The organism is Streptomyces sp. NPDC046805, assembly GCF_040645355.1.
GTDB lineage: Bacteria > Actinomycetota > Actinomycetes > Streptomycetales > Streptomycetaceae > Streptomyces.
The window spans coordinates 54,679-71,084 of record NZ_JBEYYC010000023.1 but is presented as its reverse complement, the minus strand read 5'-3'; the positions used below and the strand labels follow the sequence as shown (position 1 = coordinate 71,084).

Annotated in this window: 16 protein-coding genes; 5 read left to right on the top strand and 11 right to left on the bottom strand. The window is 69.9% G+C overall.

The window, feature by feature from the left end; translation table 11 throughout:
• Positions 1-5: 5 nt before the first annotated feature.
• Positions 6-1,802: a serine hydrolase gene (locus ABZ910_RS24025; RefSeq protein ID WP_361368658.1), complete on the top strand. Its 1,797-nt coding sequence runs from the start codon at positions 6-8 to the stop codon at positions 1,800-1,802.
• 25 nt (positions 1,803-1,827) lie between these two features.
• Here ABZ910_RS24025 and ABZ910_RS24020 read toward each other — a convergent pair whose 3' ends face one another.
• The 3 genes from ABZ910_RS24020 to ABZ910_RS24010 form a co-directional block, all read right to left on the bottom strand.
• The gene (locus tag ABZ910_RS24020; RefSeq protein ID WP_361368657.1) at positions 1,828-2,610 is read right to left on the bottom strand and encodes a class I SAM-dependent methyltransferase; all 783 of its coding nucleotides are present in this window, start codon (positions 2,608-2,610) and stop codon (positions 1,828-1,830) included.
• A gap of 6 nt (positions 2,611-2,616) precedes the next feature.
• Positions 2,617-4,209 carry an NAD(P)/FAD-dependent oxidoreductase gene (locus ABZ910_RS24015; protein ID WP_361368655.1) on the bottom strand — a complete coding sequence of 531 codons (1,593 nt, stop codon included), beginning with the start codon at positions 4,207-4,209 and terminating at the stop codon, positions 2,617-2,619.
• Positions 4,210-4,363: 154 nt separating this feature from the next.
• Positions 4,364-4,738 (bottom strand): ferredoxin, encoded by a 375-nt coding sequence (locus ABZ910_RS24010; RefSeq protein ID WP_361368653.1) that lies wholly within the window; start codon positions 4,736-4,738, stop codon positions 4,364-4,366.
• A gap of 117 nt (positions 4,739-4,855) precedes the next feature.
• Here ABZ910_RS24010 and ABZ910_RS24005 point away from each other — a divergent pair, with 117 nt between their 5' ends.
• The gene (locus ABZ910_RS24005; protein WP_361368651.1) at positions 4,856-5,221 is read left to right on the top strand and encodes a DUF6479 family protein; all 366 of its coding nucleotides are present in this window, start codon (positions 4,856-4,858) and stop codon (positions 5,219-5,221) included.
• Positions 5,222-5,269: 48 nt separating this feature from the next.
• Here the strand turns inward: ABZ910_RS24005 and ABZ910_RS24000 are convergent, their stop codons facing one another.
• Positions 5,270-5,725 carry an RpiB/LacA/LacB family sugar-phosphate isomerase gene (locus tag ABZ910_RS24000; RefSeq protein ID WP_361368649.1) on the bottom strand — a complete coding sequence of 152 codons (456 nt, stop codon included), beginning with the start codon at positions 5,723-5,725 and terminating at the stop codon, positions 5,270-5,272.
• Between the two features lie 137 nt (positions 5,726-5,862).
• On the opposite strand from ABZ910_RS24000, the gene ABZ910_RS23995 reads away from it, so the two are divergent.
• Positions 5,863-6,813: a GNAT family N-acetyltransferase gene (locus ABZ910_RS23995; RefSeq protein ID WP_361368647.1), complete on the top strand. Its 951-nt coding sequence runs from the start codon at positions 5,863-5,865 to the stop codon at positions 6,811-6,813.
• Between the two features lie 78 nt (positions 6,814-6,891).
• Here the strand turns inward: ABZ910_RS23995 and ABZ910_RS23990 are convergent, their stop codons facing one another.
• Both ABZ910_RS23990 and ABZ910_RS23985 read right to left on the bottom strand, forming a co-directional pair.
• Positions 6,892-7,680 (bottom strand): GNAT family N-acetyltransferase, encoded by a 789-nt coding sequence (locus ABZ910_RS23990; protein ID WP_361368645.1) that lies wholly within the window; start codon positions 7,678-7,680, stop codon positions 6,892-6,894.
• 203 nt (positions 7,681-7,883) lie between these two features.
• The gene (locus ABZ910_RS23985; RefSeq protein ID WP_361368643.1) at positions 7,884-8,621 is read right to left on the bottom strand and encodes a leucine zipper domain-containing protein; all 738 of its coding nucleotides are present in this window, start codon (positions 8,619-8,621) and stop codon (positions 7,884-7,886) included.
• Between the two features lie 276 nt (positions 8,622-8,897).
• Between ABZ910_RS23985 and ABZ910_RS23980 the strand changes: the two genes are divergently transcribed.
• On the top strand, positions 8,898-10,715 hold the full coding sequence (locus ABZ910_RS23980; protein ID WP_361368642.1) for a glycoside hydrolase family 15 protein: 1,818 nt from the start codon (positions 8,898-8,900) through the stop codon (positions 10,713-10,715).
• A 78-nt stretch (positions 10,716-10,793) separates the two neighbouring features.
• On the opposite strand, the gene ABZ910_RS23975 is transcribed toward ABZ910_RS23980, so the two are convergent.
• Genes ABZ910_RS23975 through ABZ910_RS23965 form a run of 3 tightly spaced genes read right to left on the bottom strand, consistent with a single transcriptional unit; the run spans position 10,794 to position 13,646 of the window.
• Positions 10,794-12,014: a cytochrome P450 gene (locus ABZ910_RS23975; protein WP_361368640.1), complete on the bottom strand. Its 1,221-nt coding sequence runs from the start codon at positions 12,012-12,014 to the stop codon at positions 10,794-10,796.
• A gap of 13 nt (positions 12,015-12,027) precedes the next feature.
• Entirely contained in the window at positions 12,028-13,422 is a 1,395-nt protein-coding gene (locus ABZ910_RS23970) for an FAD/NAD(P)-binding oxidoreductase (RefSeq protein ID WP_361368638.1), read from the bottom strand.
• Positions 13,419-13,646, bottom strand: a complete 228-nt coding sequence (locus ABZ910_RS23965) for a ferredoxin (RefSeq protein WP_361368636.1) — start codon at positions 13,644-13,646, stop codon at positions 13,419-13,421. The genes ABZ910_RS23970 and ABZ910_RS23965 overlap by 4 nt, the downstream gene beginning before the upstream one ends.
• A 668-nt stretch (positions 13,647-14,314) precedes the next feature.
• Here ABZ910_RS23965 and ABZ910_RS23960 point away from each other — a divergent pair.
• Positions 14,315-14,854, top strand: coding sequence for a manganese efflux pump (locus tag ABZ910_RS23960; protein ID WP_361368634.1), 540 nt, complete (start codon positions 14,315-14,317; stop codon positions 14,852-14,854).
• Positions 14,855-14,941: 87 nt separating this feature from the next.
• On the opposite strand, the gene pqqE is transcribed toward ABZ910_RS23960, so the two are convergent.
• Both pqqE and pqqD read right to left on the bottom strand, forming a co-directional pair.
• Positions 14,942-16,084 (bottom strand): pyrroloquinoline quinone biosynthesis protein PqqE, encoded by a 1,143-nt coding sequence (gene pqqE, locus ABZ910_RS23955; protein WP_361368632.1) that lies wholly within the window; start codon positions 16,082-16,084, stop codon positions 14,942-14,944.
• Positions 16,077-16,406 carry a pyrroloquinoline quinone biosynthesis peptide chaperone PqqD gene (gene pqqD / locus ABZ910_RS23950; protein ID WP_361368631.1) on the bottom strand — a complete coding sequence of 110 codons (330 nt, stop codon included), beginning with the start codon at positions 16,404-16,406 and terminating at the stop codon, positions 16,077-16,079. Before pqqD ends, pqqE begins: the two co-directional genes overlap by 8 nt.

Genomic DNA, 16,406 nt, shown 5'->3' with positions numbered 1-16,406 from the left:
TCAGGATGACCAACGGCGCGGCGGACAGAGGGACGGCGACGGACGGGCTGACCCGCCGCCAATTGGGCATTCACACAGTGGCGTTGGGCGGCGCGCTGGCACTTGCGTCCCTCCCCTCGGCGGCACACGCCGAAGCCGCACCGGCGACCGGCGGCGCCCCCACGCTCAGCCATGGCTCCCCCGAGCGCGCGGGGCTCCTCTCCGCGCACCTGGATCAACTCGTCACCGACGCCCGGGCGTTCCTCGCCCCCTCTCCCAAGCACCCCTGGTACGCAGGCGCCGTGCTGCTCGCCGGCCGCGGCGGCACCGTGGCCCTGCACCAGCCCATCGGCATGGCCGTGCGCTACTCGGCGTACGACGAAAAGACCGACACGGGCGTCGAGTTCCCTGCCGATCAGCAGATCCCCATGGCCGAGGACACCGTCTTCGACCTCGCCTCCGTCTCCAAGCTGTTCACCTCGCTGCTCGCCGTGCAGCAGATGGAGCGCGGCGCGCTGGAGCTGGAGGCGACGGTCGCCTCGTACGTCCCGGAGTTCGCGGCCGCGGGCAAGCAGGACATCACGATCCGTCAACTCCTCACGCACACCTCGGGTTTCCGCGCCTGGATCCCGCTGTACAACGCGCCGACGTACGAGGGGAAGCTCCAGCTCATCTGGGACCAGGCCCCCCTCAACCCGCCCGGCACCACGTACCTCTACTCGGATCTCAACCTGATCTCCCTCCAGCTCGTCCTGGAGCGGATCACGGGACGCAGCCTGGACACCCTCCTCCACGACGAGATCACCGCGCCGCTGGGCCTGCACCGCACCCGCTACAACCCGCCCGCCTCCTGGAAACCGAAGATCGCGGCGACGGAGGACGCGCGGCGCCCCTGGTCCGGGCTGGACAGGGGGCTGGTGTGGGGCGAGGTGCACGACGAGAACGCCTACAGTCTGGGCGGCGTCGCGGGCCACGCGGGGGTGTTCTCCCGCGCGTGGGACCTCGCGGTCCTCGGCCGTACGCTGCTCAACCGGGGCGTCTACGACCGGACGCGCATCCTCAAGCCCGAGTCCGTGGACCTGTTGTTCACCAACTTCAACACGGCCTTCCCCGGTGACGACCACGGTCTCGGCTTCGAGCTCTACCAACACTGGTACATGGGCGCGATGGCCACCCCGCGCACGGCGGGCCACACGGGCTTCACCGGCACCGCGCTGGTCCTCGACCCGACCACCGACTCCTTCCTCGTCCTGCTCGGCAACTCGGTCCACCCCGTGCGCAGTTGGCGCTCGGGTTCCGCTCCCCGGGTCGCCGCGGGCAACAACCTGGCGCGTGCCGTGGCGGTCCGCCCGGCGCAGGGCCGTACGGCCTGGTTCTCGGGGATGGCGAGCGCCACGACCGCGATGCTCGCGCTCCCCGCGCTGGACACGTCCGGCGGGGACGCCCGGCTGCGGTGCTCCCTGTGGTGGGACACCGAGCCCGAGTCGGACGTGCTCGTCCTGGAGTCCACGGCCGACGGGGGCGCCACCTGGCAGCCGGTCCCGTTCACCACCAGCCACCACGGCGACGCTCCCGAGGACCATCCGGCCGGTACGGCCACGGGATGGTCGGGCCGCGTCTGGCACCGGCTGACCGCGGCCCTCCCGGCGGGGCGGCAGGTGGCCCTGCGCTGGCGGTACACCACCGACCGGCTCTACGTCGGGCGCGGCGCGTACGTCGACGCCCTGCGCGTGGAGGCGGGCGACACCGTCCTGTTCGACGGGGCACGACCGGCGGACGCGGCCCGTGTCGTGGCGGTGGGCTGGGAGCCGTCGGCCGACTAGGGCACATACGGGAGACAGGCCGGTCCTAGGACGACGCGGTGAGCACCGGCTGGTAGAAGCCGCTGCTGCGCGGCTCGTGCCAGGTGACGTCGACGAATCCGGCGGCGCTCACCGCGTCCGTCAACCGGGCGCGCGTGAGGGCCCGGTAGGGGGAACGACGGACGCGTACCTCCCAGCCCGTCCCGTCGGGCACGAGCTGGAAGTGTTCGAGGTCGTAGTGCTCGCCGTCGTCGCGCCAGTGCCAGAGCTGGAAGGTGATCACTCGGCCGCGCCCGTCGCCGGGGTCCGAGACCTGCGGCAGTGTCGCGGTCGGGCGGGTGCGGCGGGCTTCGTCGTAGTCCCGCACGGTGACGACCAGCAGGCCGTCGTCGCGCAGGACCCGTCGCATGTCCCGCAGGGCCGCGTCGAGGTCTTCGTCCGTGGGCAGGTGCGCAAGCGCGTTGTCGACGCACAGCACCACGTCGAAGGCGGCGGGGCGGAACGGCAGAGCGCGCATGTCCGCCGCCGCGGCCGGGAGCACGGTGCCCCGGGCCGCGGCCTCGGCGGCGGCCCGCGTGACGGCGACCGCGCTCAGGTCGGTGCCGACGACGCGGTGTCCGGCGAGGGCGAGCCCGATCGCCTGGGTGCCGATGCCGCAGGCGCAGTCCAGCATCCGGTGCGGCCCCGCGCCCAACCGCCGTCCGACCAGGGCGTCCAGCATGGCGGCCTGGCGGGCCATGCTCACGTCCCAGTCGGGGAAGATCCGGTGGTAGTCGGGGGCCAGCTCGTCGTAGAAGTCACGGACACGGCGGTACGCGTCATCGGACATGATCCGTCATCCCGTCGGTCGGTCCTGTTCCAGGACCGCCATCGCCGCATTGTGTCCCGGCACACCGCTCACCCCTCCCCCGCGCACCGCGCCCGCTCCGCACAGCAGGACGTTGGCGTGCCGGGTCTCGACGCCCCAGCGGCCGGTGTCCTCCTGAGCGTAGGGCCAGGCGAGTGCGCGGTGGAAGATGTTGCCGCCGGGCAGGCGCAGGTCGCGTTCGAGGTCCAGCGGGGTCTTCGCCTCGATGCAGGGGCGGCCGTCGGCGTCGGTCGCGAGGCAGTCGGCGAGGGGTTCGGCGAGGTGGGCGTCGAGCTGGGCGACGGTCGACTTCAGGAGGTCGTCGCGTACGGCGTCGTGGTCCACGTCGTCCCCGGCGAAGAGGCGGGCAGGCGTGTGCAGGCCGAACAGGGTGAGGGTCTGGTAGCCGCGTTCGACCAGGTCCGGGCCGAGGATCGTGGGGTCGGTGAGGGAGTGGCAGTAGATCTCGGAGGGCGGGGCGCTGGGGAGTTCGCCGGACGCGGCCTGGGCGTGGGCGGCGGCCAACTGCTCGTAGCCCTCGGCGATATGGAAGGTACCGGCGAACGCCTCCCGCGGGTCGACGGAGGTGTCGCGCAGCCTCGGCAGCCGCTCGAGGAGCATGTTGACCTTCAGCTGTGCGCCCTCGGCCGGTGTCGGGGCGGCGTCGCCGGTGAGGGCCGCGAGCGCCTGAGGTGAGGCGTTCACCAGGACGTGGCGGGCGGCGGCGACGCCCTCGCCGTCGGCCGTCCGGTAGGTCACCTCGGCGGTCCGTCCGTCGGTGTCGATGCGTATCGCCTCGTGCCCGGTGGCGATCACCGCGCCCGCGGCGCGCGCGGCGCCGGCCAGCGCGTCGGTGAGGGCGCCCATACCGCCGACGGGGACGTCCCAGGCGCCGGTGCCGCCGCCGATGACGTGGTAGAGGAAGCAGCGGTTCTGTTGCAGGGAGGTGTCGTGGGCGTCGGCGAAGGTGCCGATGAGCGCGTCGGTGAGGACGACGCCGCGCACCAGGTCGTCGGCGAAGTTCTCCTCGACGGCGACGCCGATGGGCTCCTCGAACAGCGCCCGCCAGGCGGTCTCGTCGTCGACGCGGCGGCGCAGTTCGTCGCGGGTGGGCAGCGGTTCGGTCAGGGTCGGGAAGACGCGCTCGGCGACCCGGCCGGTCATGCCGTAGAAGCGCTGCCAGGACTCGTACTCCCGCTCGCCGCCCGTCAGTCGGGCGAAGGCCTCCCGGGTGCGCCGGTCGCCGGCACCGACGAGAAGCCCGGTCGGCTGTCCGTTCCGTTCGACGGGGGTGTACGAGGAGACGGTGCGGCCGCGGACCTGGAACTCGAGGCCGAGGTCGCGCACGATCTTCCGGGGCAGCAGGCTGACCAGGTAGGAGTAGCGCGAAAGGCGGGCGTCGACGCCCGCGAACGGGCGGGTCGAGACGGCCGCGCCGCCGGTGTGGTCCAGCCGCTCCAGCACCAGCACGGACCGGCCGGCCCGGGCCAGATAGGCGGCCGCGACCAGGCCGTTGTGGCCGCCGCCGACGATGACGGCGTCGTAGGTGCGGTGCGTCCCGGGTCCCTCGTTAGCAGGCATGGCTATTCGTAACACGGATGATCTACGTCGACCAGAGGCCCACGTGGTGATCCGCGTGGCCGTCCGCGGACAGCGCCGCCCGGGCCGGCGTCGGGTCACGATCCACCCTTGGCGTACGCGCCTCACCATGCGGGCGGACCACGAAGGATGGCGGTCACCCCAGCGTGTGGATGAAGTCCGTGCAGGCCTGCGCGCACGCCCGGCATGCCGCCGCGCCCTTCTCGGCGCCGGGCCGCCCGTCGAAGGCGTGGGCGCACTCCAGGCAGACCGTCCGGCACCACTCCAACTGGACACGGAGACCGATCTCGTCCTGGCATCCCTGCTCGGACAGCAGATGGCAGGTGGCGTCGCACACCTCCGCGCACATGATGCCCTGACGCCGTACGCGATCCTGTTCGTCGGTGCCGTCCGGGTCCAGAGCGCTCGCGCGCAGGGCGCACGCTCTGGCGCATTCCGCGCACGCCTGCGCACATACGAAGCGGTCCTCCAGGAACCGGTAGAGCTCCTGCTGTGAAGTCGTCGAGGTCACACCGGGCGGGTAGCCGGTGGGGGCGGAGTCAAACCCGGTTCGCCGGTCGCCGGGTGTCCACCGTCAGTCACAGACTGTGCCCTTTTCATCCGGTTCTGGGTGGGGTATCCCTGTTCTATGAGTACCGAATCGATGCAATTGGCCGCGTCGAGCGGCTTGCTGAGTCTCGTGCTCTTCCTGGTGGCAGTCGTCGTTCTGGCGTTGCTCGCCGGAAGCTTCTGGCTGGGCTCCCGCGTCAAGTTCCGCGAGCCGCCCAGGCCACGCCCCGAAGAACAACCGCACCTGCCGCCGGACGGCGCGGTCCACGAGATCCGGGAGAACCGGGAGTCCGAGGAGATCCCCCAGATCCCCAAGGGCGGCCGTGCGCTCACCCCGTACGAACTACGCAACCAACAGACCCGGCCGAGCGCATCGAAGGACCGCCCACGCTGGAGCAAGGGCTCGAGCGGCTCGTTCGGCGGCGGCGGGCTGGGCGCCCACTGACGCATCGGGACGCCCGCTGAACCACGAGGAAGTGGCCCTGCCGGACGATCAGGAGTGATCCCTTCCGGCGTCGAGGTGTCCGATGTGGGCCACGTTCTCCCGGTCCTCGGGGTCCTCGCTGGGCGCGGCCGCGAACCAGGCGTCGAGGATCTCCTTGAGGACCGGTTCAGAGGTCAGCCGCAGGCCCAGGGCCAGCACATTGGCGTCGTTCCAGCGGCGGGCGCCGTCCGCGGTGTAGGCGTCCGTGCACAGAGCCGCCCGTACGCCCGGCACCTTGTTCGCGGCGATCGAGGCACCCGTACCCGTCCAGCAGCACACGACGGCCAGATCCGCCGCCCCGGCGACCAGGTCCCGCGCGGCAGCCTCGGAACAGACCGCCCACTGCGCGTCCGCCCCGGGCTGAAGCGCGCCGTACGTACGCACCTCATGACCCCGCCGGCGCAGCTCGTCCACAAGGAAGCGCGCCACGGGTTCGTCCATGTCCGAGGAGACGGAGATCCGCATGCTCCGGAGCCTAGCCCGTCCTGGGGGTGGGGCACCGGGTCGGCGGCGGGGGTCCTTGGGACGACTGGGAGCGGGAAGAGCTCCGCCCCTGGAAAATGGCTCGATGGCTGCGCGGAGCCCTGACACAGTGGCGCACCATGGATGATGACTCCGACCTCCTGACTGCTGCGGACCTACGGCTCATGCAGGGCCTGGCGCAGCGGGTTACGGCCGTCCGTCCCGACCTGGTGAACAGCGATGCGTCGTTGGGAGAGCTGGCCTGGATCTGGGGCAAGGGGCACGTGAGCGACGGCGAGAGCTGGCTGCGTCGGCTGTGGTTCTCCGGTGATGTTCTGGTCGCGTGGGGGTGGGCCTGTCTGCCACACCGGGCGAGGCGGAGCGACGGGTCGGTGAAGGACGTCACCAGCGCCCTTCTGGGATATCAGGTTCATCCCGACCACAGCGAGCTGGTGGACGAGGTGATCGACTGGTACGACGGTGTCACGGTCGGCATCGAGCGCACCGTGATGCCGAGCGCCGCCGATGAGTTCGCCCTGGAGCGATGGGCGGCGCACGGCTATGAGACCGATCCGGCCTCACTCGGCGACACCGGCTCCTGGACACAGCTCAATGAGCGGGACCTCGATGACGTGGAACGGCCGGTGCTGCCGGACGGATTCCGATTCCGCACCGCTGACGAGGCCGGCCCGCAGGCCGCGGTCCAGGCCCATGTGGACGCCTGGGCTCCGTCAACATATACGGCCGAGAGCTACGAGGGAGTCCGGCGGACACCGCCGTACCGCGGCGACCTGCACGTCCTGGTGGAGGCGCCGGACGGAACGATGGCCGCATCGACGATCATGTGGCTCGACGAGGCGAACAAGACCGCCCAGTTCGAGCCGGTCGGAACGCATCCCGACTACCGACGGCTCGGACTGGGCAGGGCGATGCTGCTGCACGGGATGCATCTGGCACGGGAGGCCGGGGCCCATCACACGACGGTCGTCTGTCTGGGCGCACCAGGACATCCCAAGGCGCGTGGGCTGTACTACAGCGTCGGGTTCCGGGAGTTCACACGAGACGCGCCGCTCATCAAGACCGGAGGCTAAGAGCGACCGAGGGTAGGCCGCAACCACTACCGTTGGGACACCCGGCCAGAAACCCGCCGCCTGAAATGACGCCTGCCCTCAGAGGCTCTCCGGCCGGTACACGTGTGGCGTGGTGGTGCTCAGAACGGCGAACCCGAGGCGTTGCAGGATAGGGCGGCTCTGGCTGGAGGCATCGACCTGCAGATAGCGATAGCCGAGTTCGGCGGCAATACGGGCCCGGTGGGCGACCAACGCTCGGTAGATGCCCCGACCTCGCCATGCAGGGACGGTGCCCCCGCCCCAAAGGCCGGCGAAGGCGGTGCCCGGGTGGAGTTCCATCCGGGCGGCGCACACCGGCAGTTCGCCGGCCATCGCGACGACCATGCTCAAGGTTTCCGGCCTCCCGACCAGTTGCGAGAGCATGCGGTGGCGCAGCCGGACGGCACTCGTGCCGAACGCCTGCTCGTGGACGTCGACCGCGAGATCCACGCCGGACGGGCCGGTGACCGACTGCAGATGGACGCCCTCAGGTAGTTCGACGCCGATGGAAAGGTCGTCGATCTCGGCGACCATCAAGGTCTCCTCAGGCTCGGGGGAGAACCCCGCAGTCCGCAGCCGCCCGGCAAGATCACTGGGCTCGTCGTGCCCATACAGCTTCCATTCGAACTCGCGCCCCAGCGAGGCGAAGTACTGGACCTGTGCCGTGATCGCCGCGTCCGCCGTGACCTCATCCAGATCGGACCAGACGACGCCGTTCCAGTCGTCGTTGCCAGCGCCGATCTGCCGCACCACGTCACCGATCTGCTCGACCCTCGCCCCAGGGTCGTCGGCTCGCGCGCCCTGTCGCATCTGCCGGTCGAACAGGGAAAGTACCGCTTCATGGTCCATCCGCCCACTCGATCACCGAACGAACGAAGGCGGCAACTGGATTCCCCGGCCCCCGGCCCTCATGGAGCGGTCGTTCGTACGGCGGGAGGAGGCCGACCGCATCCGTGTGCCGCACCACGCCGCGTGGCGTCAGCCTGGTCGTCCCCGTCGCCATCACTGGTCGGCATCGGCCCGGGCCGCGCGGGCGGGGACGGTGTCGGACCTCAGCGCCGGGCCAACGCCAGCACACTCAGGCCGAACATCAAGACACCCAGGGGGAGATGGACCGACGGGACGTGCGCGATGCCGAGCACGACCTGGGCCGAGGCGAGTGCGAGGAAACCTGACGCGTGCCAGACAGGGCGGGCCGAGCCGCCGCCCGGCTTCCACGCCAGCACCGCCGCGAGCACGTACAGCATCGACGCCCCGTACATCACACGGGCTCCGACACTGTGCAGCGTCTCTCCGTAGTGCGAGGTCAGCAACAACCCGGCGGAGACAGTGCCCGGGGCGTCTGGCGACGATTGGCTGGGGCGCCCGCCGTTGGGGTCGATGAAGCGCCGTCGATTCAGCCCCATCTGGACCAGGTGCCGACTCACAGTGCGTCGACTGATCGGGTTCCCCTCACTGGTGAGCTCAAAGGCGATGCGGGCTGCCGAGCATTTGCGGTTGCGGCGCAGGTCTTCGATCCGCGCGATCACCTCAGCCGGTGTAGCGGTCGGCTGTCGGTGCGGTGTCGAGGAGCGGTCGAGGAAACCGAGCTCGCCGTGGCGCCGGTAGCGGTTGCCCCACTTCGACGCGCAGGCCCGGGAGATCCCCATCTCCGCGGCGACGTGGGCGATTGGTCGGGTCTGGCATCGCTCGACCAGGCGTCGGCGGCCTTCGGCCGAGAGCGGAGCATTTCGGGGCGTGCGCAGTCCCCAGCTGTTGCCGCCCCGTGGGGTGAGTGATCGAAGATCCATCGCGCTCCGACTCGGCCGAATGACCCAACTCGCCGGGCGTATCACTCGGAGATACGTTGGTGAACGGGGCGGGATGGCGGCTGGGGCGGATCTTTCCTTCATCCCAGCAGGACCGGACAAGGCTCCGAGGTTGGTGGCCGGGATGACCGAAGCGCGGCACTACGACGTCGTTGTCATCGGTACCGGTGCGGGACCACGAGGCACTCGTCGATGCCGTCCGCACGGGACGGGGCGCGGCGCCGGCAGCCTGAGCAGGGAACCAGCAAGGAGACCGTCATGGATCGCTATCCGCCCATCGCCGACCACGGGCTCATAGGGGATCTGCAGACCGCGGCTCTGGTGTCGTCACACGGCGTGATCGACTGGTTCGCGGCACCGCGCTTCGACTCGCCCAGCGTCTTCGCCGCCCTGCTCGACCACGACGGCGGCGGCCACTTCCTGCTCGCGCCGGAGCACCCCGAAGGGACCTGGAAGCAGCTCTACTACCCGGACACCGCCGTCCTGGTGACCCGCTTCATGTCGCCCGACGGAGTCGGCGAGATCATCGACTACATGCCGGTCCAGCCGGGTCCGCGAGCGACCGACCGGCACCAATTGGTGCGTGTGGCCCGCACGGTGCGCGGCACCGCCCGATTCGAGCTCGAATGCCGGCCGCGGTTCGACTATGCGCGGGCCGGTCACCAACTCGATCTGACGTCTGAGCGGGCGACGTTCCACGCTCCGGGCGCGACGGCGTATCTTGCGGGCGACATCCCGCTCCAAAGGGACGGGCAGGACGTCCGGGGCGCCATCACGCTCAACGCGGGAGGGATGGCTGTCATGGTCTTCACCATGGGCCCGCCGAGCGAGCAGGCGCCACCGACACCCACCACCGAGGGGATCACCGAAGACATCCGGGACACCATCGACTTCTGGCAGCTGTGGGTGCGCACCTCGCGCTACCGCGGCCGTTGGACGGACATGGTGTACCGCTCCGCCATCACGCTCAAGCTCCTGACCTACGCCCCCACGGGCGCTCCGGTCGCCGCCGCCACCATGGGGCTGCCCGAGCAGGTCGGGGGTGAGCGCAACTGGGACTACCGGTACACCTGGGTGCGGGACGGTTCCCTGTCGATCCGGGCCCTGCTCGATCTCGGCTTCGTCGAGGAGGCGACCCGCTTCAGCCACTGGCTCGGTGACCGCCTCGGCGCCCGTGAGGGACCGAACGGCGAACCCCTGCAGATCATGTACCGCGTCGACGGTGACCCTCATCTGACGGAGGAGATCCTGGAGCACTTCGAGGGGTACCGCGGCTCCTACCCGGTCCGGGCCGGCAACGCCGCCGCCGACCAGCTGCAGCTCGACATCTACGGCGAGGCCATGTACGGCCTCGCCGAGGGCCGCGAGGTCGGGGAGCACGCGGGCTACCACGGATGGAAGAGCCTTGCGGCCACCCTGGACTGGCTCGCGGACTCCTGGGACCGTCCCGACGAGGGAATCTGGGAGACCCGGGGCGGACGCAAGGACTTCACCTACAGCCGGGTGATGTGCTGGACCGCCTTCGACCGTGGCACGAAGCTGGCGGCCGAGTTCAGCAGGCCGGCCGACACCGCGCGCTGGACCCGCGTCCGGGACGAGATCCTGGAACAGGTCATGGAACGCGGCTGGAACGAGAAGGAGCAGGCCCTCGTCCAGTACTACGGAGGCGACGTCCTGGACGCGTCCCTCCTGCTCGCCCCCCGGGTCGGATTCATCTCCCCCCGAAGCCCCGGCTGGCTCAACACTCTGGACGCCATGGACCGCGTCCTCGTCTCCGACAGCCTGGTCTACCGCTACGACCCCCGCGCGTCTCCCGACGGACTGCGCGGCACCGAGGGAACGTTCAGTCTCTGCACGTTCCTGTACGTCGACGCCCTCACCCGCGCGGGGCGGCTCGCCGAGGCCCGCTATACCTTCGAGAAGATGCAGACCTACGCGAACCACGTCGGCCTGTTCGCCGAGGAGATCGGTCCGAGTGGAGAACAACTCGGCAATTTCCCGCAGGCCTTCACCCATCTGTCCCTCATCATGGCCGCCACGACGCTCAACGACGCGCTCGACCGGCTCTGGCGCTGAACACGGGAATCCCCGGCTTCCGTGGCCGGTCGGCCACCGGCCGGCAGGCCGACCTTCGATCGGGCAAAGACCGTCACGTCACCCGTTGCCCTGCTCGATGTGCAGGTGGATCGGCCCGCGAAGCACGGGGCTTCGCCGGTACGGCGGTGGGTCGGTGACCAGACTGGGCCGGTCGAGGCGGCGTACCAGTTCGGTCAGCGCGATCTGGGTCTCCCGCCGGGCCAGGGGACCGCCGAAGCACAGGTGGATGCCGCTGCCGAACCCAAGGTGCTCATTGTCCTGCCGGTCGGGGTCGAAGCGGTCGGGTTCATGGAAACGGTCCGGGTCGCGGCTGCCCGAGGCGAGCATGAGCATGATCTGCGAGCCCTTCGGGATGACGGTGTCGGCGACAGGGATGTCGCTGTACGCCGCCCGCCAGGGAATGATGTGCACGGGGGGCTCGTAGCGCAGCAGTTCCTCGACCAGCGGCACGACCAGGTCCGGGTCGTCGCGCAGTCGCTGCAGCACCTGCGGGTGGCGCAGCAGCGTCAGCATGCCGTTGGTGATGAGGTTGACGGTGGTCTCGTGGCCGGCGATCAGCAGCAGGTTGGCGGTGGCGACGATTTCCTCGTCCGTCATCCGCCCGTCCGGACCGTCGTCGTTGGCCAGCCGTGTCAGCAGGTCCTCGCCCGGCCGGCCGTGGCGTTGTTCCAGCAGCCCGCCGAGGTACTCACGCAGGTCCTTGCGGGCCTGCACGCCCTTGTCCAGTTTTTCCTTCGGGTCGGTCTTGGGGTTGTAGTCAATCGAGTTGATGATGTCGTTGACCCACAGGTGGAACCGTGGTTCGTCCTCGCGTGGCACGCCGAGCAGGTGGCAGATGACGGTGACGGGGAACGGGTAGGCGAAGTCGTCGACGACGTCGATCTGCTCCTTGCCCGCGAAGTCGTCGATCAGGCTGGTGACGATGGCGGTCAGGTCGCCCTCCATGCCGGCCACCAGCCCCGGGGTGTGCGGGGGACCGAAATGGCGCATTGCCATACGCCGCAGGCGGTCATGCTCAGGTGGATCCATGTTGATGAACGCCGGCGTGCTCTCGGCCTGGACTGAGGGCATCGGACGCGACAGATTGCGCACGTCGGAGCTCAGGTGCGGGTTGTGGAGGATGTCTGCCAACTCGCGATAGGTGCTGATGACATAGCTGCCGTCCTCCTGCCGGGCCACCGGCGTCCTGCGCAACTCGGCGTACAGCGGGTACGGGTCGGGCCGGGAGGAGTAGTCGAGGATCCGGCGGAGGGTGTCGGGCGTCTCGGGCGTGGTCATCTCGCTCTCCCTCCTACCGGTGGTGCTGCTGCGCGGCCGTGACGCGCCGTTCGCCCGGGTCATGGCCGGTGACGACCACGGTGGCGCCCTGGGCCAGCAGGACGGGACCGGGGAAGTCGACGGGCACCGGCTTCATATCGACGGGCTGGTCGGGCGTGGGGCAGGGCGGCGGGAAGGGCGCGGCCGTCTCGATCAACTGCCGGTAGTGGTCGAGCCACTTGGCGTTGTTGAAGCTCACCGCCGCGGTGACACGGCCCCGGTAGCCGTATGCGGCGACGAAACGACGGTCGGACACCGATCCCTGGGTGACGACGACCTCGTCGGCGAAGGTCGGCACGCCGACGGACTTGATGTTGACGCCGAACTGGATCGACCAGAACAGCGGGATGGACAGGTGAGGCCAGCGGTCCGCCTGGCCACTGACCATGTTGTGGGCCGCGACCTCTGCCTGCTCCACGGCATTGGCCCAGTGCTCCAGTGAGATGAGCCGGTACTCGTAGATCGGGTTCGGGCAACGTGCCACGTCCCCGGCGGCGAAGACGTCGTCAGTGATCAGGCCGTCGAGGGTGAGGGCGCGGCAGCCGGTGTCGCAGGCGATTCCCCAGACACCTGCCGCCAGTCCCGAGCCCTGCAGCCACTCGGTGTTGCGGATGCCCCCGAGCGCCACCACCGCCACGTCGGCGTCGACCGTACTGCCGTCGTCGAAGTGAGCACGGCGGAACCGCCCCTGGGCATCGCCCTCCAACTGGGTGACCTTGACACCGCAGCGCAGGTCGACGCCATGAGCGCGCTGCATGTCGGAGGCGACCTCACCGATCAGGGCACCGAGCGCCCCGACCAGCGGGGCCGCCGCGAGTTCGGCGACGGTCACCGGGATGTCCCGTTCGCGGCAGATGGAGGCGATCTCGGAACCGGTGAATCCCGCACCGATGACCAGGACCCGGGAGGGGCCGGCGGCGAGGGCTCGCTGCAGACCCTCGGCGTGCTCGCGCGTACGCACCACGAACACCCCGTCCAGGGCCGCCTCGCTCTCGACGAACCACGGCCGGGCCCGCACCCCGGTGGAGATCAGCACCCGGTCGAAGGGAACTTCGCGCCCGTCGGCGAGACGCACCTGGTTGGTGGCCAGGTCCAGCCCTTCGGCGGGCACGCCCAGCAGCCACTCCGCATCGATGTCACGGCGTCGCGGCAGCGTGGTGTCCTCGGCCGACACCCACCCGGTCAGCACCTGCTTGGACAGGGGAGGCCGGTCATAGGGCTCGCCCAACTCGTCACCGATCATGGTCAACGAGCCGGTGAATCCCTCGCCGCGCAGCGCCTCCGCGGCACGCAGCCCCGCCAGTGACGCCCCGACGATCACGATGCGGCCGTCGCGCTTGAACGCCTGCAGGTTGTCCGCGCTGGTCATGACGCCGACGCCTCCACCGGTACGTCCCGTCCCTCCAGCCGGTCGACCAGAATCGCCTGGACCGGACAGGCCGCCGCGGCACGCAGCACCTGGTCACGCAGGGCGTCGTCGGGCATCGGGTCGTACATCAGCGCTTCCTCGCCGTGCATCCGGAACGCGTCCGGTGCCAGGAACGCGCACTGCGCATACCCCTCGCATCGGGAAAGATCAACGACAACTCTCATCCCGGCCTCCACAGGTATTGCGAGCCGCAGACCCTGAAGTCGGTGCCACTGCGGCCCACCGAGCGCGAGACAGGCTTCGAGGGGAGGGAGTTAGGATGCCCACGCTGCGGGATACGAGAGAGCACCGCTCTCGTCGGGTCCTCGCAGAAAGAAATGGTTGTCGCGCACAAGGCGACCGGCGTCTGTCGTCTGAAAACGCCCGGGGGAACCTGACCTTGTCGTCAAAAGCCTATCCCGCAGGCACATCACCCGCACCCGGGGAACCAGTGCCACCGTGGGCACCGTACGGCAGATGGGCCTGCGGCAGGTGGGCCGCTGCCCGGCGCAGGACCTCAATCCGTTGTCCCACCCGTGCCCGATAGTCACCCGCGGAGCACGTGAAGCCGACTCCGAGCATCTCTCGGTGTCTTAAATCCCCCAACGACGTCAATGTCGGCCCGGACAACGCCACGTACGCGGTGTTCAAAATGATGCGCACACGTTCAATCAGCGAGCCGTTCCGGAAGCGACGGCCACCGTCGGACGAGTAGCGTCGGAAATCTTCCGGAAGCCGGCTTGTCAAGTTTTTTTCGCGAAGCATCTGAGATAATATGTAGAATTATGGCGAATGCTCTCCAGAGCACGGTCGTTTCTGTCGGCGTCGGTCGTCATCGGGCAGCGGCGTCGTCATGATCTGGGAAATACTGATCCTGGGTTTCGTACTCAGTCTCGACAATTTCCGGGTATCGATCGCGCTGGGCACCGTCCCATTCGGCCTGAAACGCGCAGTGCAGGTTGCGCTGACCTTCGGGCTGTGGGACGCGATTATGCCCCTGACCGGAATGTTGATCGGTCACCAGATCGGGGAGTCCGTCGGGGACGTCGCCGATTGGGTGGGCGTGGCCGCGCTCGGTGGGTACGGTCTCTACCTCGTCATCTCGGCCCTTCGGAACGGCGAGCCGGACCAGCTGGACCACCCGTGGGCGTTGTTCGGCATCCCGTTGACGCTGAGCCTGGACAACTTGCTCGCCGGGGCGAGCCTGGGGGTCCTCGGGCTCTCGCCATGGTTCTCCGCCCCCGTATTCGGCGCCATTACGGCGGTGATGTCGCTGGTCGGACTGCGGCTCGGGCGGGCCGCGGCGCGCCTCATCCGGATCCGCTCGGACCTGCTGAGCGGGGTCACCTTGATCATCGCCGCCGCGGCACTGCCGTTGTGGTCCGGCGGCTAGCCCGCGTCAACTCGAGCGGGCTCGGCCCGCTCCACCGGGAGGCAGGCCGCCGAGCACGGGATCAGCGGAAGATCATCGGCCCGCGGGTCAGCGTTGGCGGCCTCGACCGCCCACCCGACCAGGTCGGGCTCGGGCGACTGGTGGCACACCAGGTCGATGCGAGCGGGGGGCCAGCGGAAGATCATCGGCCCGCGAGTCGGCGTTGGCGGCCTCGACCGCCCGGGCGACCAGGTCGTGGTCGGGCGAGAGGTGACAGACCGGGTCGGTGCGGGCGGCGTCACCGGTGAGCAGGAACGCCTGGCAGCGGCACCCGCCGAAGTCCACGTCCCGCCGGAAGCAGCTCCGGCAGGGCTCCGGCATCCAGTCGGTCCCCCGGAACGCGGTCATCACCGGGGACTCGGCCCAGATCCGCTGCAGCGGGTCCTCCCGCACGCTGGCCCGCGGCAACGGCAGGGACTGGGCGGCCGGGCAGGGCAGAACGTCGCCGTTCGGCGTCACGGTCAGCTGCCGGGACGCCCAGCCGCCCATGCAGGGCTTCGGGTACCGGCTGTAGTAGTCGGGGATGATGTAGATGACGTCCATGCGGTCCCGCAGCCGCTCGCGGGCAACTCGCACGACGGCCTCGGCCGCCTCGAGCTGGGCCCGGCTCGGCAACAGCGCGTCACGGTTTCGCCAAGCCCAGCCGTAGTACTGGGTGTTGGCCAGCTCCACGCGGTCGGCGCCCACCTCCTCGGCCAGCCTGAGCACGTCGGCGACACGGTCGATATTGTGCCGGTGCAGCACCACGTTCATGGTGAGCGGCCAGCCCAGCTCCTTGACCACGCCCATCGCTTCGATCTTGCGTTGGAAGGACGGGATCCCTGCGATCCGGTCGGACACGGTCGGTTCGTCGGCCTGGATGCTGATCTGCACGTGATCCAGGCCGACGGCCCGCAGCTGCTCGGCCCTCGGACGCGAGAACCCGAGGGCGCTGGTGATGAGGTTGGTGTAGAGCCCCAGGTCGTGGGCATGGGCCACGAGCGCCACCAGGTCTCGCCGCAGCAGCGGTTCCCCGCCGGACAGGTGGCACTGCAGAACCCCGAGGTCGCCGGCCTCGGCGAGCACCCGCCGCCACTCGTCGGTGGCCAGCTCGTCCTGGTAGCCGGCCATGTTCAGCGGGTTGGAGCAGTATGGGCAGGCCAGCGGGCAGCGGTAGGTGAGTTCGGCGAGCAACCCGAAGGGGCTATCCATCGGTGAGCTCCACCCAGCGCCGGGCGACGAGCCGGGTCAAGAACTGCCGTACGTCGTCCTCAGGGGCGGACTGATAGCGGGCGCCGAGCTCGGCCACGATCTCGGCCACGGTGTGCCGCCCGTCGCACAGCTCGAGGATGGCCGCGCCGCTGCCGTTCAGCACCACCACCGTCTCGGGGTGCAGCAGTACCTTGCGCTGCCTGGTCCGGCAGAAGGTCAGCCGGACATGGCTCGCCAACCGGGGCCGGTCCGAGGCGGCGACCCCGGCGCCGGGTCGGGTCCTGATTCCGGTCTGCGTCGTTCCGGTATGGGTCGGGTCCAT

Excerpts from the sequence above, each read along its gene's own strand:
- ABZ910_RS23980 (WP_361368642.1), top strand. The coding sequence starts at position 8,898 with ATGGATCGCTATCCGCCCATCGCCGACCACGGGCTCATAGGGGATCTG.
- ABZ910_RS24020 (WP_361368657.1), bottom strand. The coding sequence starts at position 2,610 with ATGTCCGATGACGCGTACCGCCGTGTCCGTGACTTCTACGACGAGCTG.
- ABZ910_RS24025 (WP_361368658.1), top strand. The coding sequence starts at position 6 with ATGACCAACGGCGCGGCGGACAGAGGGACGGCGACGGACGGGCTGACC.
- ABZ910_RS24000 (WP_361368649.1), bottom strand. The coding sequence starts at position 5,725 with ATGCGGATCTCCGTCTCCTCGGACATGGACGAACCCGTGGCGCGCTTC.
- ABZ910_RS23965 (WP_361368636.1), bottom strand. The coding sequence starts at position 13,646 with ATGAGAGTTGTCGTTGATCTTTCCCGATGCGAGGGGTATGCGCAGTGC.
- ABZ910_RS23985 (WP_361368643.1), bottom strand. The coding sequence starts at position 8,621 with ATGGATCTTCGATCACTCACCCCACGGGGCGGCAACAGCTGGGGACTG.
- ABZ910_RS23995 (WP_361368647.1), top strand. The coding sequence starts at position 5,863 with ATGGATGATGACTCCGACCTCCTGACTGCTGCGGACCTACGGCTCATG.
- ABZ910_RS23990 (WP_361368645.1), bottom strand. The coding sequence starts at position 7,680 with ATGGACCATGAAGCGGTACTTTCCCTGTTCGACCGGCAGATGCGACAG.
- ABZ910_RS23975 (WP_361368640.1), bottom strand. The coding sequence starts at position 12,014 with ATGACCACGCCCGAGACGCCCGACACCCTCCGCCGGATCCTCGACTAC.
- pqqD (WP_361368631.1), bottom strand. The coding sequence starts at position 16,406 with ATGGACCCGACCCATACCGGAACGACGCAGACCGGAATCAGGACCCGA.
- ABZ910_RS24005 (WP_361368651.1), top strand. The coding sequence starts at position 4,856 with ATGAGTACCGAATCGATGCAATTGGCCGCGTCGAGCGGCTTGCTGAGT.
- ABZ910_RS24015 (WP_361368655.1), bottom strand. The coding sequence starts at position 4,209 with ATGCCTGCTAACGAGGGACCCGGGACGCACCGCACCTACGACGCCGTC.
- ABZ910_RS23960 (WP_361368634.1), top strand. The coding sequence starts at position 14,315 with ATGATCTGGGAAATACTGATCCTGGGTTTCGTACTCAGTCTCGACAAT.
- pqqE (WP_361368632.1), bottom strand. The coding sequence starts at position 16,084 with ATGGATAGCCCCTTCGGGTTGCTCGCCGAACTCACCTACCGCTGCCCG.
- ABZ910_RS23970 (WP_361368638.1), bottom strand. The coding sequence starts at position 13,422 with ATGACCAGCGCGGACAACCTGCAGGCGTTCAAGCGCGACGGCCGCATC.